Origin of the sequence: Paraburkholderia sp. SIMBA_053, from assembly GCF_046534895.1 — a bacterium.
GTDB lineage: Bacteria > Pseudomonadota > Gammaproteobacteria > Burkholderiales > Burkholderiaceae > Paraburkholderia > Paraburkholderia caledonica.
Genome location: NZ_JAWRXU010000007.1, coordinates 260039 through 276130 on the forward strand (window position 1 = coordinate 260039; position 16092 = coordinate 276130).

Annotated in this window: 14 protein-coding genes; 5 read left to right on the plus strand and 9 right to left on the minus strand. The window is 62.3% G+C overall.

Annotated features, from left to right (window positions below; all coding sequences use genetic code 11):
• Positions 1–130: 130 nt before the first annotated feature.
• Positions 131–409, minus strand: a complete 279-nt coding sequence (locus SB753_RS22260) for a hypothetical protein (RefSeq protein WP_020070816.1) — start codon at positions 407–409, stop codon at positions 131–133.
• Positions 410–488: 79 nt separating this feature from the next.
• Positions 489–1295, minus strand: a complete 807-nt coding sequence (locus tag SB753_RS22265) for a Mut7-C RNAse domain-containing protein (protein WP_087752483.1) — start codon at positions 1293–1295, stop codon at positions 489–491.
• A gap of 133 nt (positions 1296–1428) precedes the next feature.
• Here SB753_RS22265 and SB753_RS22270 point away from each other — a divergent pair, with 133 nt between their 5' ends.
• On the plus strand, positions 1429–2298 hold the full coding sequence (locus SB753_RS22270; RefSeq protein WP_020070818.1) for an NAD(P)-dependent oxidoreductase: 870 nt from the start codon (positions 1429–1431) through the stop codon (positions 2296–2298).
• Positions 2299–2365: 67 nt separating this feature from the next.
• Entirely contained in the window at positions 2366–3013 is a 648-nt protein-coding gene (locus SB753_RS22275; RefSeq protein WP_087752448.1) for a LysE family translocator, read from the plus strand.
• 251 nt (positions 3014–3264) lie between these two features.
• Here the strand turns inward: SB753_RS22275 and SB753_RS22280 are convergent, their stop codons facing one another.
• The 6 genes from SB753_RS22280 to SB753_RS22305 all read right to left on the minus strand — a co-directional run bounded on the left by SB753_RS22280 (position 3265) and on the right by SB753_RS22305 (position 10005).
• Entirely contained in the window at positions 3265–4089 is an 825-nt protein-coding gene (locus tag SB753_RS22280) for an OmpW/AlkL family protein (protein WP_088176793.1), read from the minus strand.
• Between the two features lie 167 nt (positions 4090–4256).
• Positions 4257–5501 carry a DUF2957 domain-containing protein gene (locus SB753_RS22285; protein WP_410801835.1) on the minus strand — a complete coding sequence of 415 codons (1245 nt, stop codon included), beginning with the start codon at positions 5499–5501 and terminating at the stop codon, positions 4257–4259.
• Positions 5502–5599: 98 nt separating this feature from the next.
• Complete coding sequence (locus SB753_RS22290) at positions 5600–7021, minus strand: DUF2957 domain-containing protein (RefSeq protein ID WP_410801837.1); 1422 nt, start codon at positions 7019–7021, stop codon at positions 5600–5602.
• Between the two features lie 488 nt (positions 7022–7509).
• On the minus strand, positions 7510–8457 hold the full coding sequence (gene argC / locus SB753_RS22295) for an N-acetyl-gamma-glutamyl-phosphate reductase (protein WP_410801839.1): 948 nt from the start codon (positions 8455–8457) through the stop codon (positions 7510–7512).
• A 207-nt stretch (positions 8458–8664) separates the two neighbouring features.
• Positions 8665–9237: a flavodoxin family protein gene (locus tag SB753_RS22300; protein ID WP_204522512.1), complete on the minus strand. Its 573-nt coding sequence runs from the start codon at positions 9235–9237 to the stop codon at positions 8665–8667.
• 165 nt (positions 9238–9402) lie between these two features.
• Positions 9403–10005 carry a YbhB/YbcL family Raf kinase inhibitor-like protein gene (locus SB753_RS22305; RefSeq protein ID WP_410801841.1) on the minus strand — a complete coding sequence of 201 codons (603 nt, stop codon included), beginning with the start codon at positions 10003–10005 and terminating at the stop codon, positions 9403–9405.
• Positions 10006–10371: 366 nt separating this feature from the next.
• On the opposite strand from SB753_RS22305, the gene SB753_RS22310 reads away from it, so the two are divergent.
• Positions 10372–11061 (plus strand): response regulator, encoded by a 690-nt coding sequence (locus tag SB753_RS22310; RefSeq protein ID WP_020070826.1) that lies wholly within the window; start codon positions 10372–10374, stop codon positions 11059–11061.
• A gap of 92 nt (positions 11062–11153) precedes the next feature.
• Here SB753_RS22310 and SB753_RS22315 read toward each other — a convergent pair whose 3' ends face one another.
• On the minus strand, positions 11154–11840 hold the full coding sequence (locus SB753_RS22315) for an orotate phosphoribosyltransferase (protein ID WP_020070827.1): 687 nt from the start codon (positions 11838–11840) through the stop codon (positions 11154–11156).
• Between the two features lie 410 nt (positions 11841–12250).
• On the opposite strand from SB753_RS22315, the gene SB753_RS22320 reads away from it, so the two are divergent.
• Both SB753_RS22320 and SB753_RS22325 read left to right on the plus strand, forming a co-directional pair.
• Positions 12251–13483, plus strand: a complete 1233-nt coding sequence (locus SB753_RS22320) for an MFS transporter (RefSeq protein WP_410801842.1) — start codon at positions 12251–12253, stop codon at positions 13481–13483.
• Between the two features lie 277 nt (positions 13484–13760).
• On the plus strand, positions 13761–16043 hold the full coding sequence (locus SB753_RS22325) for an NADP-dependent malic enzyme (RefSeq protein WP_410801844.1): 2283 nt from the start codon (positions 13761–13763) through the stop codon (positions 16041–16043).
• Positions 16044–16092 lie beyond the last annotated feature (49 nt).

Here is a 16092-nt window from a genome sequence, read left to right on the forward strand (position 1 = left end):
AGCAAAAAGGCCAGAGCTCCTGCTCTGGCCTTTTTGTATTCCGGTCGCGTTTGTCACGGGTCTCAACGCTTCACAGCGATCTTCGCCGAGCGCGCTCGCATACCGCGCCGCGCTTTTGCGTTAGCGGTGTTTAGCCCGCGAGGCCGCGTTTGATCACTTCATTCAGTAGTCCGGTCATCCCTTCAGGATGCGTCGCGGCGCGCTCTTTCAGCTCGGCAACCAGGTCACCGTTCAGCTTGCATGCGAACGCGACGAGACCTTGCGCCTGATCCAGTTTGCGCTGCTCGCGGCGATCCAGTTTCGGCTCCGCAGCCGAAGCCTTGCCGAAGCGTTCGGCCGTGGACTGCTTCATTGCATTGTTCAGCTTGAGTGCCTTGTTCTTTTCAAGGTCGGTCTTTTTCATCGCCATACGTCAGGCCTCTGCCAGATAAGTAATCCCGCATTGTACGCACCGCGCGTTGCGTCGCGCGAGCGAACGGCGTTGCACGTCAAGGCGAGGCGGCCGACGCATCTGCATCGCGAGCGTCGGCGTCGGCATCGGCATCGGCGTCGACCGGTGCTGCGGCCACGCTGTCCATCAGCGCGCGCATTCTTTGCCAGTGCGTGCCTTCCCAGAATACGCGGCGGCACACGTCGCAAGTGACAAACTGGTTATGCCGCTGCAGCACGCCGTCGGGCGCGCGGTCGCCGACTTCGTCGCGTGGAATCCGCCGCAGCGGTGCGTTGCACATCAGGCATAGACGGAACGGCTGCGCGCTGCCCGCCAGATCCAGCCGTTCGAACACTTCGCGCAACTGCTCGCGCGGACGGAGCGTGCGGACGTAGCAGCCATGCGTAATCGAGCGGCGCTTCAATAGCTCGCGGTCGCGGGTGAGGACGATGCGGTTCTCGGCGGCGGCGAGTGCTTCGATATCCGCGTCGGGATAGTGGTTGTCGTAGAGCGTATCGAATCCCGCCAGGCGCAGCAGCGGCGCGAGGCCGCCCAGATGTGCGTCGGCGATGAAGCGCACTACGCGCAGCGGCCGTTCGCGCACTCGCAGCAGCGGGCGGATGTCGAGCGCTTCGAACTTCGGATAGACGGCGATGCGATCACCCTCGGCGAGAGGATGATTGAATCCCACCGACTCGCCGTTCACGAGGATCAGTTCCACTTCGGTGTGCGGTACGCCGAGCGCTTCGATTGCGTGTTTTGTCGTGGCGTCGCGCGCGCATGCGTAGGCGAACGCTCGCCGGCGCAGCGGCCGGGCGAGAAAATCGTTCAACTCCTCATAGAAGCGGAAAGTCGCGGTGACCATCGCAGAAGTATCGCACCGTGCGCCGTTGCGTGCCGCAGTGACATGCCAGGTTGCGCGCCGCGGTTGCGTCGTTTTCCTGCATATGTCCCACGGGTGTGCTTTACTTCCAGTTCTTTAGAAGACGGAGCCTCAGATGGACATCGGTTTTATCGGTCTCGGCGAGATGGGCGCCGCGATGGTTGCAAACATCCTGAAAGCAGGGCATCAGGTACGTGTATGGAACCGCTCGCCGGAACGCGCGCAGCCTCTCGTAGACGCAGGCGCGCGACTCGTCGCGACGCCCGCCGAAGCGTTCGCCGGCGACGCCGTGTTTTCAATGCTCGCCGACGACGCCGCGTTGCGCGAGGTCGTAACGGCATCGCTGCTGGAGCATGCGCCGCGTGGCCTGATTCACGTGAACATGGCGACGATCTCAGTTGCGCTCGCCGAAGAACTCGCGACCGCGCATGCGTCGCGCGGCGTCAATTACGTTGCCGCACCGGTGCTCGGCAGGCCGGACGTGGCCACCGCCGGCAAACTGACGATCGTGGCCGGCGGGCCTGCGGAGTCGATCGATCGCGTGCAGCCCGTTTTCGACGCGATCGGGCAGAAAACCTGGCGCATCGGTTCGCTGCCGCAACAGGCGAACGTCATCAAGCTTGCCGCCAACTTCATGCTTGGCGCGGCGGTCGAGACGCTGGGCGAAGCGGCCGCGCTGGTGTCGGGGCATGGCCTTGCGATCCAGGATTTCCTCGACGTGATCACGAGCGGGATTTTCCCCGGCCCGGTCTACGCAGGCTACGGCAAGATGATCGCGGAGCAGAGCTACGAACCGGCGCTCTTCAAGGCGCGCTTGGGGCTGAAAGACTTGCGGCTTGCACTTGCTGCAGCCGACGCAGTCACGACGCCGCTGCCAATCGCGAGCGTCGTTCGGGACAGCCTGCTGGAGGCAGTCGCGCATGGCGACGGCGAGAAAGATTTCGCGGTGCTGGGCCAAGTGGCGGCCCGCCGCGCCGGCCGTTGATCAACGCGGCCCGCACGGGCGGTGCCGCTTCACGTTCACTAGTTGCCCAACCTTTTGCGGTGATGTCATGAGTTTGCATACCTGGTGGCTGTTTGCCGCCACTGTCTTTGTCGTGTGCGCCATTCCGGGCCCGAACATGTTGCTCGTCATGACGCACGGCGCCCGGCACGGCCTGCGCCGTACAGGTGCCACGATGGCCGGATGTCTGTCCGCGCTGGTGCTGATGCTGGCGGTGTCGGCGGCGGGGCTCGGCGTGTTCCTCGAAGCGTGGCCGGCTCTCTTCAACGCGCTGCGTTTTATCGGCGCGGCGTATCTGGTGTATTTAGGCATCAAGGCGTGGCGCGCGCCCGCTGACGAAACCGCGGCGACCGAAGCTGCGACCAATGCCGACGACCGGGCCGCGAAACCGGTCCGCTCGCCTTTCGCGCTGTTTCGCAACGGTTTCCTGGTGTCGGGCAGCAATCCGAAGGCGATTCTGTTCGCCGCGGCGCTGCTGCCGCAATTCATCGACGCCTCGCTGCCCAAGCTGCCGCAGTTTGGCATTCTGGTGGCGACGTTCGCCGTTCTCGAGGTGAGCTGGTATTTCGTCTACGCCGGATTCGGCACGCGCATCGGCAGTCGTCTGAAGAGCCGCAATGTCGCGCGAATGTTCAATCGCCTGACGGGCGGTGTTTTCGTCGGCTTTGGCGCAATGATGGCGCTAGTGCGGCACTGACGGCAGCGTGTTCCGGCCTGCTTAAGCACATGTGGCGAAACTGCAACAAGAGGGGACAACCCTGATTTTGATGTTGCGTCGCACCAAACCTTTTGCTATAGTTTGTCTTGTCTCCTCCATGTCTCCTCTGATATGGATTCAGCCCGCCAACTTAGGCGGGCTTTTTTTTGCCTCGAATTCCTTCTGTCCCTACAAGCAAAAAAGCCGGCTCTCCGCACGCGGTGGGCCGGCTCGGTCGCGCGTCGGTTCTTTCAGAACTTATACGAGACCGCGAGGAACGAGATGATCGGGTCAGCTTTGAGCTCGGCTTTCGAGACGCCCAGTTCCGTGCCGTCCGCGGCTTTGATAATGACCGACGACGTCGTCTTCAGAGGAATGTAGGTCACGGAGGCCACCAGGCCCCAATGTTCCGTGATGTTGTACGCGAGGCCCGCGTTGAAAACCGGTGCCCACGAGGACGAAGCCTTCGCCGACACCTGCGTTTTGCCCGGCTTGCCCGCGCCGGCGGCGAGGATGGCGCCAAGGTTTTCCTGCGTCGATTGCACGAAGTTCGGGCTCAACTGAATGTCCGAAAACCAGTTGTACGACACGCCGACGCCCACAAACGGCCTGAATTTAGCCGTCGGCGCATTGAAGTAGTACTGGAAGAGCAGCGCCGGGCTCCACTGGCGCACACTCTTTACGATCGGATTCACTTGCGGATCGCCGATGTCCTGCTGGCCGAGGGCGCCGGCCGGTCCCGGCGGCTTGATCGTGCCGTGCCCGTAGATCTTGAACACAGGTGGCACGCCCGCCACCGTCGTCACGGCAATGTGATCGGTCAGGTAATGGCTGAACACAAGGCCGACGGTGTCGGCGTTGTTCGTCGACAGACTCGTGCCTTCTGAGGTGAACGAACTTGGCAACCGCAGCGGCGTGTTGATCGGCGTGGGCGCGACATGAGTGGTCAGCGGCGTGCTCGAATCCTGCGGCATGACGTGAAACCAGCCGAGCGCGGCGACGTTGTCGCCTGCATGTTGTGCGTGCGCACTGGCGGACAGGCACGCGACCAGCATCGCGAGATAGATTTTTTTCATGTTGTTGCTCCTCTAGGGCGCTCGTCAGGCGCGAGGCGCGCGTCGAGCGATGGCGCAGGCCGCAAGGCCGGCGCGCATGATCGTCGCTAACCGGGCCGCCGCGCTGCATGAGCGGGCGGCGACCTCGGCGCAAAGGCCATTGCGTAATGACGGCGCGGGCGTGCCCGTTACTGAACGAAGGCGCCGATCGTGAAGTACGGCGAGGCCGCGTTGGTCAGATCCAGGTAGCCGAATACGCCGCCTGTGAAAATCATCTTTCCGGTCGCCGTATTGCCCGTGGATGCGCCGACATGCGTCGTCGTGACTACGCCCGGCACTGTTTGCGTGAAGTCGAGATTCAGCGCGGTAGCAAGCGAGGCCTGCGACGCGTTGAACGGATCGAGCAGCGTCGCCTGAGTACCTGCCAGTGCGGTCGTGCGATAGTCGAACTGGCTGTCTACGCCGATGTACTCGCCGTTCTGCGAGTTGACCGCTATCGGACTCTGCGGCGAGAGAATCGAGATGCCCGATTCGTCGTCCGCGTACGGTCCAAGCGCGCCGTTTTGCGGCACCGTGACCGACGAGTTCGCCGCGCCGGTGCGCACGAGAATCGGCACCAGCTGGTTGCGCAGCCTGCCGACGATCATGTAGCCGCGAGCTTTCGGCGTGGTGGCGAGCGTGGGCTTCGCCTGTCCCTGAAAGTTATTGGTCTGGAATGCGCCGCTGCCGTCGGCCGCCGGCGCGAAGTTACTGCCAGGCTGCTGGCATTTGCCCGCGTTGACGCCGGAGTTGTCGCACTCGATCCACGTACCGTCGGCGTTGATCGTGATTTTGGTATCCACGGCGACGGGCGCAAAATTCTGCGACGGCACCTGGTGGTAGCCAAGCTGGTTGTACGTGCCGGCCACCTTCGTGAGGTCGGTTTCGATCGACGAAAACCCGATGAACGGGTAGTAAGGGAACTTGGTGTCCGGCACGGCGCCGACGCCGAGAATGCCACCGAACGAAATTTCTGCACCGGGAATCGTGCCGCCCGCAACGCCCTCGCCGACGAAGATCCGTGCCGGCCGGTTCGGATCGAGGCTCGCGCCGTTCAGACGGAACGCGCACTGGTTCAGCTTGTTGGTCGGCAGCAGCGTTTCCTGGGTCAGTGTGCCGCTAGCGACCTGTCCCGCACGCGTTGGGACGACGGTGCCGGTGGTCGCGGGAATCGGAGATTCGACGTAGGTCACCTGCCACGTCATCTTTGCGGTGTCGAGTTGCAGTTTGACCAGTTCGCCGTCACCCCCGCCGCCCGTGTACACCGTGCCGTAGTCGAGCGACGCGGGGCACAGTCGAACTTCCGTCATTGGTCCGTCGCCGCCGCCACCACCGCCGCATGCCGCCAGTAACGGTGCCGCAAGTGCGAGCACCGACAGGAATCTCCATTTCATATCGCCTCCAGAATTTTTTCGTTGTAGGTGGCCGGCTCCCAGTCCAGCCACCGCTTGCTCTTTTATGTCTCGTCCTGCCAACTGGGTTTGCTTCCCTGCTACTTGCTGATTTGCGCTCCTATGCCGAAGTACGGCGTGCTGGGCGTGTCCGCATTCGCCGACGTCGATGCGATGCCGTCGTTCTCCGCGCCCTGGATCTCGATCGCGTATAAACCGCCCGAGGCGATCGCGAAGCCGGTCTTGCCTTTGGCGTCCTGCACGCCGACGAGTCCGGGGCTTGGCAATCCGTAGCCGAGGCCGAAGCCGCTTTCGCGCGCCGAAGTGCTCGGGTTGATGAACGTGCCGACCGCGCCCTGGACCAGCGTCGCCGTGTACTTGAAGTTCGAATCGGCGCCGACGTAGCCGCCGTCGAAGCCGCCGGATGCGAGCGGCGTCGCCGCGGCGAGCATCGCGATACCGGACTCGTCGTCGACCTTGGCGTCGAGATGAAGCGGCGCCGTCCCCAGGTTGATGAAGCCGGTGCGCACGACGAGCGGCACGGTCGCGCCGTTCACCTGGCCGAGAATCATGTGCGCGGTCCCCGACTTGCCGCTCGCGCCGACTAGCGGGAGTTGAAACTGCTGCACGATCTGCGGCGCCTGCTGGCTGTCGAAGTAGCCGTTGCTGTTGAGCGTCAACGGGTTGCCGGTGGTCAGGCAGCCGCCGGCGTTGGGTGAGTAATTCGGATTGGCCGTGTTGCTGCTCGTGCAGGTGCCGCTTGCGTCGAACGTTTCGACGGTGTTGGTCGCGACCGTCGAGTAGTTGCCCGACGGTGCCAGGTGATACAGCAGGCCGTTGTAGGTGCCCGGCAGTTTCGTGATGTCGGTGGTCGTGCTCGCGAAGCCGAGGAACGGGTAAAAGTCGAAATGGCGGTTCGGCACCGCGCCGATCCCCGAGCCGATGAGCGGAATCGACAATCCGTCGAACTGGACCGTCGCGCCCGGAATGCCGCCGCCCGCCACGCCCTGGCCGACGAAGATCATCGGCGGATTCGGGTTGTTAGCAAAGCCGGGCGTGGTGTAGGGCTGGCCGTCGCCGGCCGCGGTGCCGGTGCCCGCGCCGAGAATGAACGCGCAGCGCGTTTGTTCAGCGGTCGGCAGCGTGCCGGTGGGCGGGTGAATCACCGCGCCGGTGATCTGGGTGCCGGCTCGCGTGGGTGTGACCGTGCCGGTGCGCAGCGGAATCGGCGACTCGAGCCACTTGAGCGTGTAGGTCATCGCAGTGGCGTCGATATTGATCTGCACCACTTCGCCGCTGCCGGCCCCGCCGAGGAACGTGCTTTTGACGATGTCCGCAGTGGCGGGACAGAGGGCGGCCGCAGTGCCGTTCGAAGCAGGCGGGCCCTGCACGCCGCAACTGGAACCCGAGCATTGCGGCGAGTTGATCGGGCCGGGATTATCGGCTTTGCCGCCGCCGCAAGCTATTAGTAAAGGCGTCGTGGCAATAGCCATTGCCAGGCCTCGAATAATGGCGTCCGCCATACTGTTGTCTCCCTTCATGTATTTGTGCGAGCTAATTTCGCTGCGCGACTAACGCCTGTCAATTGAATGAGCCGTCTAAAAAAGCCGATTCAAACAACGGCATTTTGGCTATGCACGCAGTGAGTGGGCGCAAGCGGCGCTTTTAAACAAAAATGCGAGTTGGACGCGAAAGCACGCTTCGTTGCTCGGCGGCACACCCTTACCAGGTAAGCCTTAGAGCAAAATGGCTCTATGATCTGCGAACGATCGTTCGACAAAAAATCCGGAGTTTCCCTATGCGGAAAACTATGCTGATCGAATGACGGGCGGGGAAGAGTTACCCGAAAAATTCAACTCGCGATTCAGTGGGTTCAAATAACGGGAGCCAGTTTCGAATAACTGTAAATAAATGTTTCAGCGGAGGGGTTTTTAAAACAAAAAAGCCGGTCTCTTGAGACCGGCTTTCGCAAAGCTGACAAACGGAAAATCGATGCCGCTATTTAACCTTGTTAGCGTTTCAAACCGCTTTCCTCATCCGCGCCGATTGCCAGATTCATGCATTGAATCGCCGCGCCCGAAGCGCCCTTGCCCAGGTTGTCGAGGCGAGCCACGGTCACGAAGCGCTCCGCCGTGCCAAACACGAACAGATCGACGCGGTTCGTGTCGTTGTTCGCCTGAACGTCGAAGAAACCGCTGTCGAGATTCGCTTCGGCGTCGAACGGCGCGACGCGCACGAACGCTTCACCCGCGTAGTACTCGGCGAGATGTGCCTGCACCTCTTGCGGCGTGGTCTTTCTCGCCAACTGGCGCGGCGAGAAGTAGGTGGTGACCGCGAGACCCTTGTAAAAGTCGCCGACGATCGGCGTGAAGATCGGCGCCGACGTCAGCCCGGTGTGCGCCGCCATTTCCGGCAAATGCTTGTGCGTGAGACCCAGCGCGTAAGGACGCGGGCTCTTCAGCTTCGCGTTACCGCCGGCTTCGTAGTCGGCGATCATTTTTTTGCCGCCGCCGCTATAGCCGGTGATCGAATAAGCGTGCGCGTCGAAGTCAGGCGCGACCACGCCCGCTTCCACGAGCGGGCGCATGGCCAGCACAAAAGCCGATGCGTGACAGCCGGGAACGGCGATGCGCTTGGCTGTGCGCAGGCGCTCGCGCTGCGAACGGGCAAGTTCCGGCAGTCCGTAAGCCCAGTCTGCTGACGTGCGGAACGCGGTGCTGGCATCGATCAGAACCGTGCGCTCGTTCTCAACGAGTGAGGCCGATTCGCGGGACGCAACATCGGGCAGGCACAAGAACGTCACGTCCGACGCGTTGATGAGACGACGACGCTCCTCGATATCTTTGCGCTTCGCTTCGTCGATGCGCAGAATCTCCACGTCGGCGCGTTGCGACAGGTATTCAAAAATCTTCAGGCCGGTCGTGCCTTCCTGTCCGTCGACAAAAACTTTCGTGCTCATCTCGATCTCACTGGCTTCTTTGAAAACGGCGCGCTAGGCCGCGCGAAAACGCCATTTTAAAACCTCATCGCCGCGCGCGTGCGAAAGCGCGGGAAATGGGCGCAAAAACAGCAGAAAAATGACGATGCTCGCTCGAGGTGACAACGGCATGACGCAGGCGCGGCGCAGCGAGCAGGCACCGCGCGACGAACCGGCCAACGCGAAGTATTAGCCTGCGGCGGATATCCAGCGGGCTGTCACTTGGGCGACGCGTGCGCCGAACAGGCGCGCTGTTTCCAGATCACCTGCAGGCGGCGCCTCTTCCGGCGATGCATCCGCCGGAGATTGCGTAAGCACGCCGGTCGAACCTCCGACGTAATTCAGGTCGTTGCGGGTCGCGGCCTTGGTATTGGACGGCATCAAACCGGTACCCACCCAGATCATGCCGTGCTGCATCGCGAGCGTGACGAAGTACTGGATGGTCAGGAACTTGTCGCCGTTCATCGTCGCCGAGTTGGTGAAGCCGGCCGCGATCTTGTCCTTCCAGGTCTGGCCGAACCACGGTTTTGAGCTCGCGTCGGCGAACTTTTTGAAGTCAGCGGACGGTCCGCCCATGTAGGTCGGCGCGCCGAAGATGATCGCGTCTGCGGCGGCGAGTTCGGCCCACGCAGCTTCGTCGATGTCGCCGACCGGCAGGAGCTTCGCCTCTGCGCCCGCCTCCTGCGTGCCGGCGAGCACGGACTCGGCGACTTTCTTCGTGTGGCCGTAGCCGCTGTGATAAACGATGACGATTTTCGACATAAGACGCTCCCGCAAAGAAGAGGTAATTGAACGACGCACGATGCCGATGCGTTGGCGGCCCGATGCAGTGCCGGTGGTCTCAACATGTGCAGCCTGAAAGCATATAAACCCGCGCGGATCACAAATCGGCCTACCTGCCGAAAGGGCACTTCAACGTGCGCCGCGCTATCGACCGTAATTCACCACCATCCTCGCGCTGCCGAGCGCCGCCGTGCCGATCTCGTGATCGAACATCAGCGCGGGTCGTCCTTGCGCGAGTCGCAGGTCCGCGGTGTTCAATGCATACACCGTAATCACGTAGCGGTGCGGTTTACCGGGCGGCGGGCAGGGGCCGCCATAGCCGTCCGTGTCGAAGTCGTTGCGGGATTCCACCGCGCCGAGTTTCCTGAGAAAGCCGGAAGCGCTCGCGTTCTCAGGCAGGCTCGCGACAGTCGCCGGGATGCCTGCGACGGCCCAATGCCACCAGCCGCGGCCCGGGGCATCGGGATCGAACATGGTGATGGCAAAACCGCGCGTTCCGGCCGGCGCGTCATGCCACGTCAATTGCGGGGAGCGGTTACCGCCCTTGCAGTCGCCCTGATCGAAAACTTGCGGAGTATTGACTGTGCCCCCGGCCCGGAAGCTGGCGCTGGTCAGCGAGAATGCGCCTTGGGCGAAAGCACGTGGCACCTGCACAAGCCAGAGCGCGAGGCTCAGTGTGGCGCAGACAAAAAACGGCGTGCGGCGAAACGGTGAAGCGTACGAAACAACCAGGCAACGCAAGCGCATGTGCCGGTTCTCCTGTGTCGACCAGAGGGGCTGTTGCTGTCGGTGAGCCTGGCGCTTCGCACCTGCTCGACTTTACGCAAAGCGCTTACTCGGATCCTATGCAGCACAAGGTTGCTGCGAGGGCGCGAGCTGACTGACTCGCGCTGATTATTGTCCCTATTTTGTGCCCGAAGGTCGAATCAAGTCTAACATTAGCTCTACGATGCATCATTGTTGTGCCTAACCGGATTGCGGGCCTAAAAATCGGCTATAGTCGGAAGAATTTTCGCGTGCACTGGCCCGTGTTCCTATTAGGTAGCGTAAACATTAAGAATAAGAAGCATGTCTGAAGTTTTGGAGAGGGGTTTTCCTGTCGAGGTACGGGCAATGCAAGAGGCGGTCAAGGTCGTCATCGCCGACGATCATCCAGTAATCCTATTCGGCGCAGAACAGGCTTTGCTCAAGTTTCCCGGGATGCAGGTGGTCGCGCGTGCGCGGCAGTCGACGGAGCTGATCAAGATCCTGCAAACGGTTGAGTGCGACGTGCTCGTGACCGACCTCGCAATGCCGGGCGGCCAGTTCGGCGACGGCTTGCCGTTGATCGGCTACCTGCGCCGCAACTTTGCCAAGGTTCCCATCGTCGTACTGACGATGCTGGAGAACGCCGCGCTGCTGCAACGCTTGCGAGAGCTGGGCGTGACGTCGGTTGTGAACAAGTCGGACGATCTGAGCCACATCGGACTCGCTGTGCAGCACGTAAGCCGCAACCTCGAATACATGAGCCCGTCGGTGAAGGCGTCGCTCGACGCGTTGCGCATGAATGCCGGCGGCAAGAGCGACGAGGTGATGCTATCGAGGCGCGAGCTTGAAGTCGTGCGGCTCTTCGTGTCGGGAATGACCATCAAGGAAATCTCCGAGCAACTGAATCGCAGCATCAAGACGATCAGTACACAGAAGAACACGGCAATGCGCAAGCTCGGCATTGACCGCGATTCGGAGTTGTTCCAATACGCGCAAAGCAATGGCTTGCTGAATTTGTCGTCGCATTCGGCGGGAAATGGGGGCGACCCGCCTTAACCATTCGCAGCTATTTTTTTGCCGCAAAAAGATAAAGGCCGCCTGTGAAAAACAGGCGGCCTTTTTATTCGAGCGGTATTGCGCAGTGACGCTTACTGGGGCGTTGACGTTGCGCCGCCGTGCGCTGCCGACCACTCAGCCGGTGCGTGCAGGAATTTTTCGACTTCGTCGAGCGTCTTCGAGTCGAAGTACTTGTTTTCCTTGGCGACGCGCAGCACGTCCCACCACGTAGCGAGCGCGTGCAGATCGACGTCGATGTCTTTCAGCACGGAGACGCTTTCTTTGAAGATGTTGTAGTGGAACAGCACGAAGCAGTGATTCACCGTCGCACCCGCAGTGCGCAGCGCGTTGATGAAGTTGATCTTGCTGCGGCTGTCGGTTGTCAGATCTTCGACGAGCAGCACACGCTGACCTTCGGTCAACAAACCTTCGATCTGCGCATTGCGGCCAAAGCCCTTCGGCTTCTTGCGCACGTATTGCATCGGCACCATCAGACGGTCGGACAGCCATGCCGCGAACGGAATGCCGGCGGTTTCACCGCCCGCCACCGCGTCGATCTGCTCGTAACCGACGTCGCGCAGAATGGTGCTTTCCGCCATTTCCATCAGGCCGCGACGAACGCGCGGGTAGGAAATCAGCTTGCGGCAATCGATATAAACCGGGCTCGCCCAGCCGGACGTGAAAATGTACGGTTTCTCCGCGTTGAAGTGCACTGCCTGTACTTCAAGCAGCATCTTGGCGGTGGTGTCGGAGATCGTCTGGCGATCGAAGCCTGTCATGGGCGGATCCTTGGGTATGAGCGGGAGAAGCGGGCGCTAAGCCCGGTGGCGCAGCAAGCGGGATATGCCGCGCCGTACTGGGCGGAATATGCAGCCAGCCAGTGGATGCCGGCCGGTTTTTGCTGCGCGCGTAGGCCGACATTTTACCCGAAACGGACCCTTCCGAGGAGGCCGTCGGCGCGGCCGTCCAGAACCGCAACGGCCACCGCGGCGTCGAAAGCGCTGGGCAGGCATTCAGCGGGAGGGCCTGGCGTGGCTTTCTACCTGACGTCACGGCGCGATCTCGCGCTTCACCGGCTGGCTTTTTGGCTAGCTTGTGAGCGGCTTTGCGCGCCTTTACACTCACGCGAATTTCTCGGCCGCCGGCCGCCGGCCGCCGCTGTCCTTACACCGAAATTCGGATCGCTTCCATGACGCCCGCTTCCTCTGCTGCCGACAGTCCCGCCACCGCCCGGAACGGTTACGCCGCCCGTGCGTTGATCGCATCGGTGCTCGGCTATGCGATGGACGGCTTCGATCTGCTGATCCTCGGTTTCATGCTGCCGGTGATCGCGGCGGACCTCCACCTCAGTTCTGCACAGGCCGGCTCACTCGTCACGTGGACGTTGATCGGCGCGGTAGCCGGCGGTTTGATCTTCGGCGTGCTGAGCGACTATTGGGGCCGTGTGCGCATGCTCACCTGGACCATCCTGGTGTTCGCGGTTTTCACGGGCCTCTGCGCACTCGCGCAAGGCTATACCGACTTGCTCGCTTACCGGACCATTGCGGGCATCGGACTTGGCGGAGAGTTCGGCATCGGCATGACACTCGTGGCCGAAGCGTGGCCGGCGTCGCAGCGCGCGCGAGTGTCGTCGTATGTGGGCCTTGGTTGGCAACTCGGCGTACTGGCGGCCGCATTGCTGACGCCGCTTCTGTTGCCGCTTATCGGCTGGCGCGGCATGTTCGCGCTCGGGCTGCTGCCTGCCGTGGTGTCGTTCTTCGTGCGGCGGCGCGTCGAGGAACCGGCGCTCTTCACCGAGCGGGTCGCACGCGGCATGCGCAAGTTGCCGCTGAAGCTGCTGATAGCCGACGCACGCACGGCGCGCGCGAGCCTCGGTGTGGCGATCCTATGCTCGGTGCAGAACTTCGGCTATTACGGGCTGATGATCTGGCTGCCGAGCTATCTGTCGAAGACCTTTGGCTATTCGCTGACGAAATCGGGCGTGTGGACGGCGGCCACGGTGATCGGCATGGCGTGCGGCATCTGGCTGTTCGGCATCGCCGCCGATCGTTTCGGTCGGAAGCCTGCGTTTCTGTTCTATCAGGCAGGGGCGGTCGTCATGGTTTTTGTCTACGCGCATCTCACAACGCCAGCGGCACTGCTGATCGGCGGCGCGGCGATGGGCGTGTTCGTCAACGGAATGATTGGCGGCTACGGCGCGTTGATCTCCGAGCTTTATCCCACCGATGCGCGTGCGACCGCGCAGAACGTGCTCTTCAATGTCGGCCGGGCGGTTGGCGGCTTTGGCCCGGTCGCGGTGGGCGCTCTGGCCGCGCGCTATTCGTTTGGCGCCGCGCTGCTGTCGCTCGCGTCGATCTATCTACTCGATGTGTTTGCAACTTTGTTCCTGATCCCCGAACGGCGCGGCGCCGAGCTCGAATAGCCGGCTGCCGCGCCTGCGCAAATGCGGCGCCGCAGCATGACTGGCGGGCGTTTCGCCAATGGCGAGCGGTGTTAACCAGTCAGTGCATCGACACCTGCGGGGTGTACACTAACCGACCCGCGTAGCACTCCGCACCGTCCTGCCCTCCGCCGAGGACCGACGCCGCGCCTAACCGGCGCACGCGAAAATCGCCTCGGTCGATTATCCATTCGATAGATCCAAGCGACGCCAACGTTGCGGTGTGCCGGCCCAATTTCTTACGTCTCGCAGGCAAAAAATGGACGAACAACTGAAGCAAAGCGCCCTCGCATATCACCAGAACCCGAAGCCCGGCAAGATTTCGGTCACGCCGACCAAGCCGCTATCCAATCAGCTCGACCTGTCGCTCGCATACTCGCCGGGCGTGGCCGCAGCCTGTATGGCAATTTACGACGAGCCGCTCGACGCGCAGAAGTACACCTCACGCGGCAACCTGGTCGGTGTAGTCACGAACGGCACAGCCGTGCTCGGTCTTGGCAACATCGGTCCGCTCGCCGCGAAGCCGGTCATGGAAGGCAAGGGCTGCCTCTTCAAGAAGTTCGCCGGGATTGACGTGTTCGATATCGAACTCGCCGAGTCCGATCCGGACAAGCTGGTGGAAGCCATCGCGATGCTCGAGCCGACGCTCGGCGGCATCAACCTGGAAGACATCAAGGCGCCCGAGTGCTTCTACATCGAGAAGAAACTGCGCGAGCGTATGAAGATTCCGGTCTTCCACGACGATCAGCACGGCACGGCGATCATCGCGTCCGCGGCGATTCTGAACGGCCTGAAGGTAGTCGGCAAAAAGCTCGACGAAGTGAAACTGGTGTGTTCCGGTGCGGGCGCCGCGGCGATCGCGTGTCTGGATCTGCTGGTGAACCTCGGGTTGTCGAAGCAGAACATTCTCGTCGTCGACTCGAAGGGCGTGATCTACGAAGGTCGCGGCAATCTCGATCCGTCTAAGGAACGTTATGCCGCGAGCACCGAAGCACGCACGCTGGCTGACGCCATTCGCGGCGCGGACGTGTTCCTCGGCTGCTCGAGCGCGGGCGTGCTGAAGCCGGAGATGGTCGCTGAAATGGGCACTCAGCCGCTGATCCTCGCGCTGGCCAATCCCGAGCCGGAAATCCGCCCGGAAGAGGCGAAGAAAGTGCGTCCGGACTGCATCATCGCGACGGGCCGTTCGGACTATCCGAACCAGGTCAACAACGTGCTGTGCTTCCCGTTCATTTTCCGCGGCGCGCTCGATGTGGGCGCGACCACGATCACGGAAGAAATGAAGCTCGCGTGCGTGCGCGCGATTGCCGAACTCGCCGAAGAAACCGATCAGGGCGATGAAGTCGCAAAGGCGTACGAAGGCCACTCGCTCGAATTCGGTCCCGAGTATCTGATTCCGAAGCCGTTCGATCCGCGTCTGATCATCAAGATCGCGCCGGCCGTCGCGCAAGCGGCAATGGATTCGGGCGTTGCGACCCGTCCGATCAAGGACATGGACGCATATCGCGAAGAACTCGGCACCACCGTTTACCGTACGGGCATGGTGATGCGTCCGGTGTTCGCGGCGGCGAAGTCGGAGCCGGCCCGCATCGTGTTCGCCGAAGGTGAAGACGAGCGCGTGCTGCGCGCCGCGCAATTCGTGCTGCTGGAAAAGATCGCCAAGCCGATTCTGGTCGGCCGTCCGTCGGTGATCGAGATGCGTCTGAAGAAGATGGGTTCGAAGCTCCGGTGTGGCGAAGACTTCGAGATTGTCGATCCGGAAGACGATCCGCGCTATCAGCAATGCTGGCAGGCGTACCACGAGTTGGGTGCGCGCGAAGGCGTAACGCCGGACGTCGCGAAAGCCGCGATGCGCAAGTTCAACACGCTGATCGGCGCGATCCTCGTGCGCCTCGGCGAAGCCGACGGCATGATCTGCGGGATGATCGGTCAGTACCACACGCATCTGAAGTTCATCGAGCAGGTGCTGGGCAAGGCGGATAACGTGCAGAACTTCGCCGCCATGAATCTGCTGATGCTGCCGGGCCGCAATCTGTTCATCTGCGATACATACGTGAACGAAACGCCCACGGCCGAGCAACTCGCCGACATGACCATGCTGGCTTCGCGCGAAATCGAGAAGTTCGGCATCACGCCGAAGGTCGCGCTGCTGTCGAACTCGAACTTCGGCAGCGCGCCGTCTGCGTCGTCGCAACGCATGGCCGCGGCTCGCAAGCTGATCGTGGAACGTGCGCCTACGCTCGAAATCGACGGCGAAATGCACGGCGACGCGGCGCTGTCGGAAATGGTCCGCAAGGCTGCGTTCCCCGGCACGACGCTCTCGGGCGAAGCCAACCTGCTGATCATGCCGAACGTGGAAGCGGCGAACATCGCGTACAACCTGCTGAAGATGGTCGGCGGCGACGGCGTGACGGTCGGCCCGTTCCTGCTTGGAGCTGAGAAGCCGGTGCATGTGCTGACGCCGGCCGCAACCGTGCGTCGGATCATCAACATGACGGCGGTGGCTTCGGCAAACGCGCGCAAGTCGGTGAACAGCAAGTAAGCGAAGCGGCGCCCGTTGGGGCGCTCCCTTCTCGCGAGCGTGTGGGTGA

Bases quoted from the DNA above. Each gene is read 5' to 3' on its own strand.
- SB753_RS22325 (WP_410801844.1), top strand. From the start codon at position 13,761: ATGGACGAACAACTGAAGCAAAGCGCCCTCGCATATCACCAGAACCCG.
- argC (WP_410801839.1), bottom strand. From the start codon at position 8,457: ATGAGCACGAAAGTTTTTGTCGACGGACAGGAAGGCACGACCGGCCTG.
- SB753_RS22290 (WP_410801837.1), bottom strand. From the start codon at position 7,021: ATGGCGGACGCCATTATTCGAGGCCTGGCAATGGCTATTGCCACGACG.
- SB753_RS22285 (WP_410801835.1), bottom strand. From the start codon at position 5,501: ATGAAATGGAGATTCCTGTCGGTGCTCGCACTTGCGGCACCGTTACTG.
- SB753_RS22265 (WP_087752483.1), bottom strand. From the start codon at position 1,295: ATGGTCACCGCGACTTTCCGCTTCTATGAGGAGTTGAACGATTTTCTC.
- SB753_RS22320 (WP_410801842.1), top strand. From the start codon at position 12,251: ATGACGCCCGCTTCCTCTGCTGCCGACAGTCCCGCCACCGCCCGGAAC.
- SB753_RS22300 (WP_204522512.1), bottom strand. From the start codon at position 9,237: ATGTCGAAAATCGTCATCGTTTATCACAGCGGCTACGGCCACACGAAG.
- SB753_RS22305 (WP_410801841.1), bottom strand. From the start codon at position 10,005: ATGCGCTTGCGTTGCCTGGTTGTTTCGTACGCTTCACCGTTTCGCCGC.
- SB753_RS22310 (WP_020070826.1), top strand. From the start codon at position 10,372: ATGCAAGAGGCGGTCAAGGTCGTCATCGCCGACGATCATCCAGTAATC.
- SB753_RS22270 (WP_020070818.1), top strand. From the start codon at position 1,429: ATGGACATCGGTTTTATCGGTCTCGGCGAGATGGGCGCCGCGATGGTT.
- SB753_RS22275 (WP_087752448.1), top strand. From the start codon at position 2,366: ATGAGTTTGCATACCTGGTGGCTGTTTGCCGCCACTGTCTTTGTCGTG.
- SB753_RS22260 (WP_020070816.1), bottom strand. From the start codon at position 409: ATGGCGATGAAAAAGACCGACCTTGAAAAGAACAAGGCACTCAAGCTG.
- SB753_RS22280 (WP_088176793.1), bottom strand. From the start codon at position 4,089: ATGAAAAAAATCTATCTCGCGATGCTGGTCGCGTGCCTGTCCGCCAGT.
- SB753_RS22315 (WP_020070827.1), bottom strand. From the start codon at position 11,840: ATGACAGGCTTCGATCGCCAGACGATCTCCGACACCACCGCCAAGATG.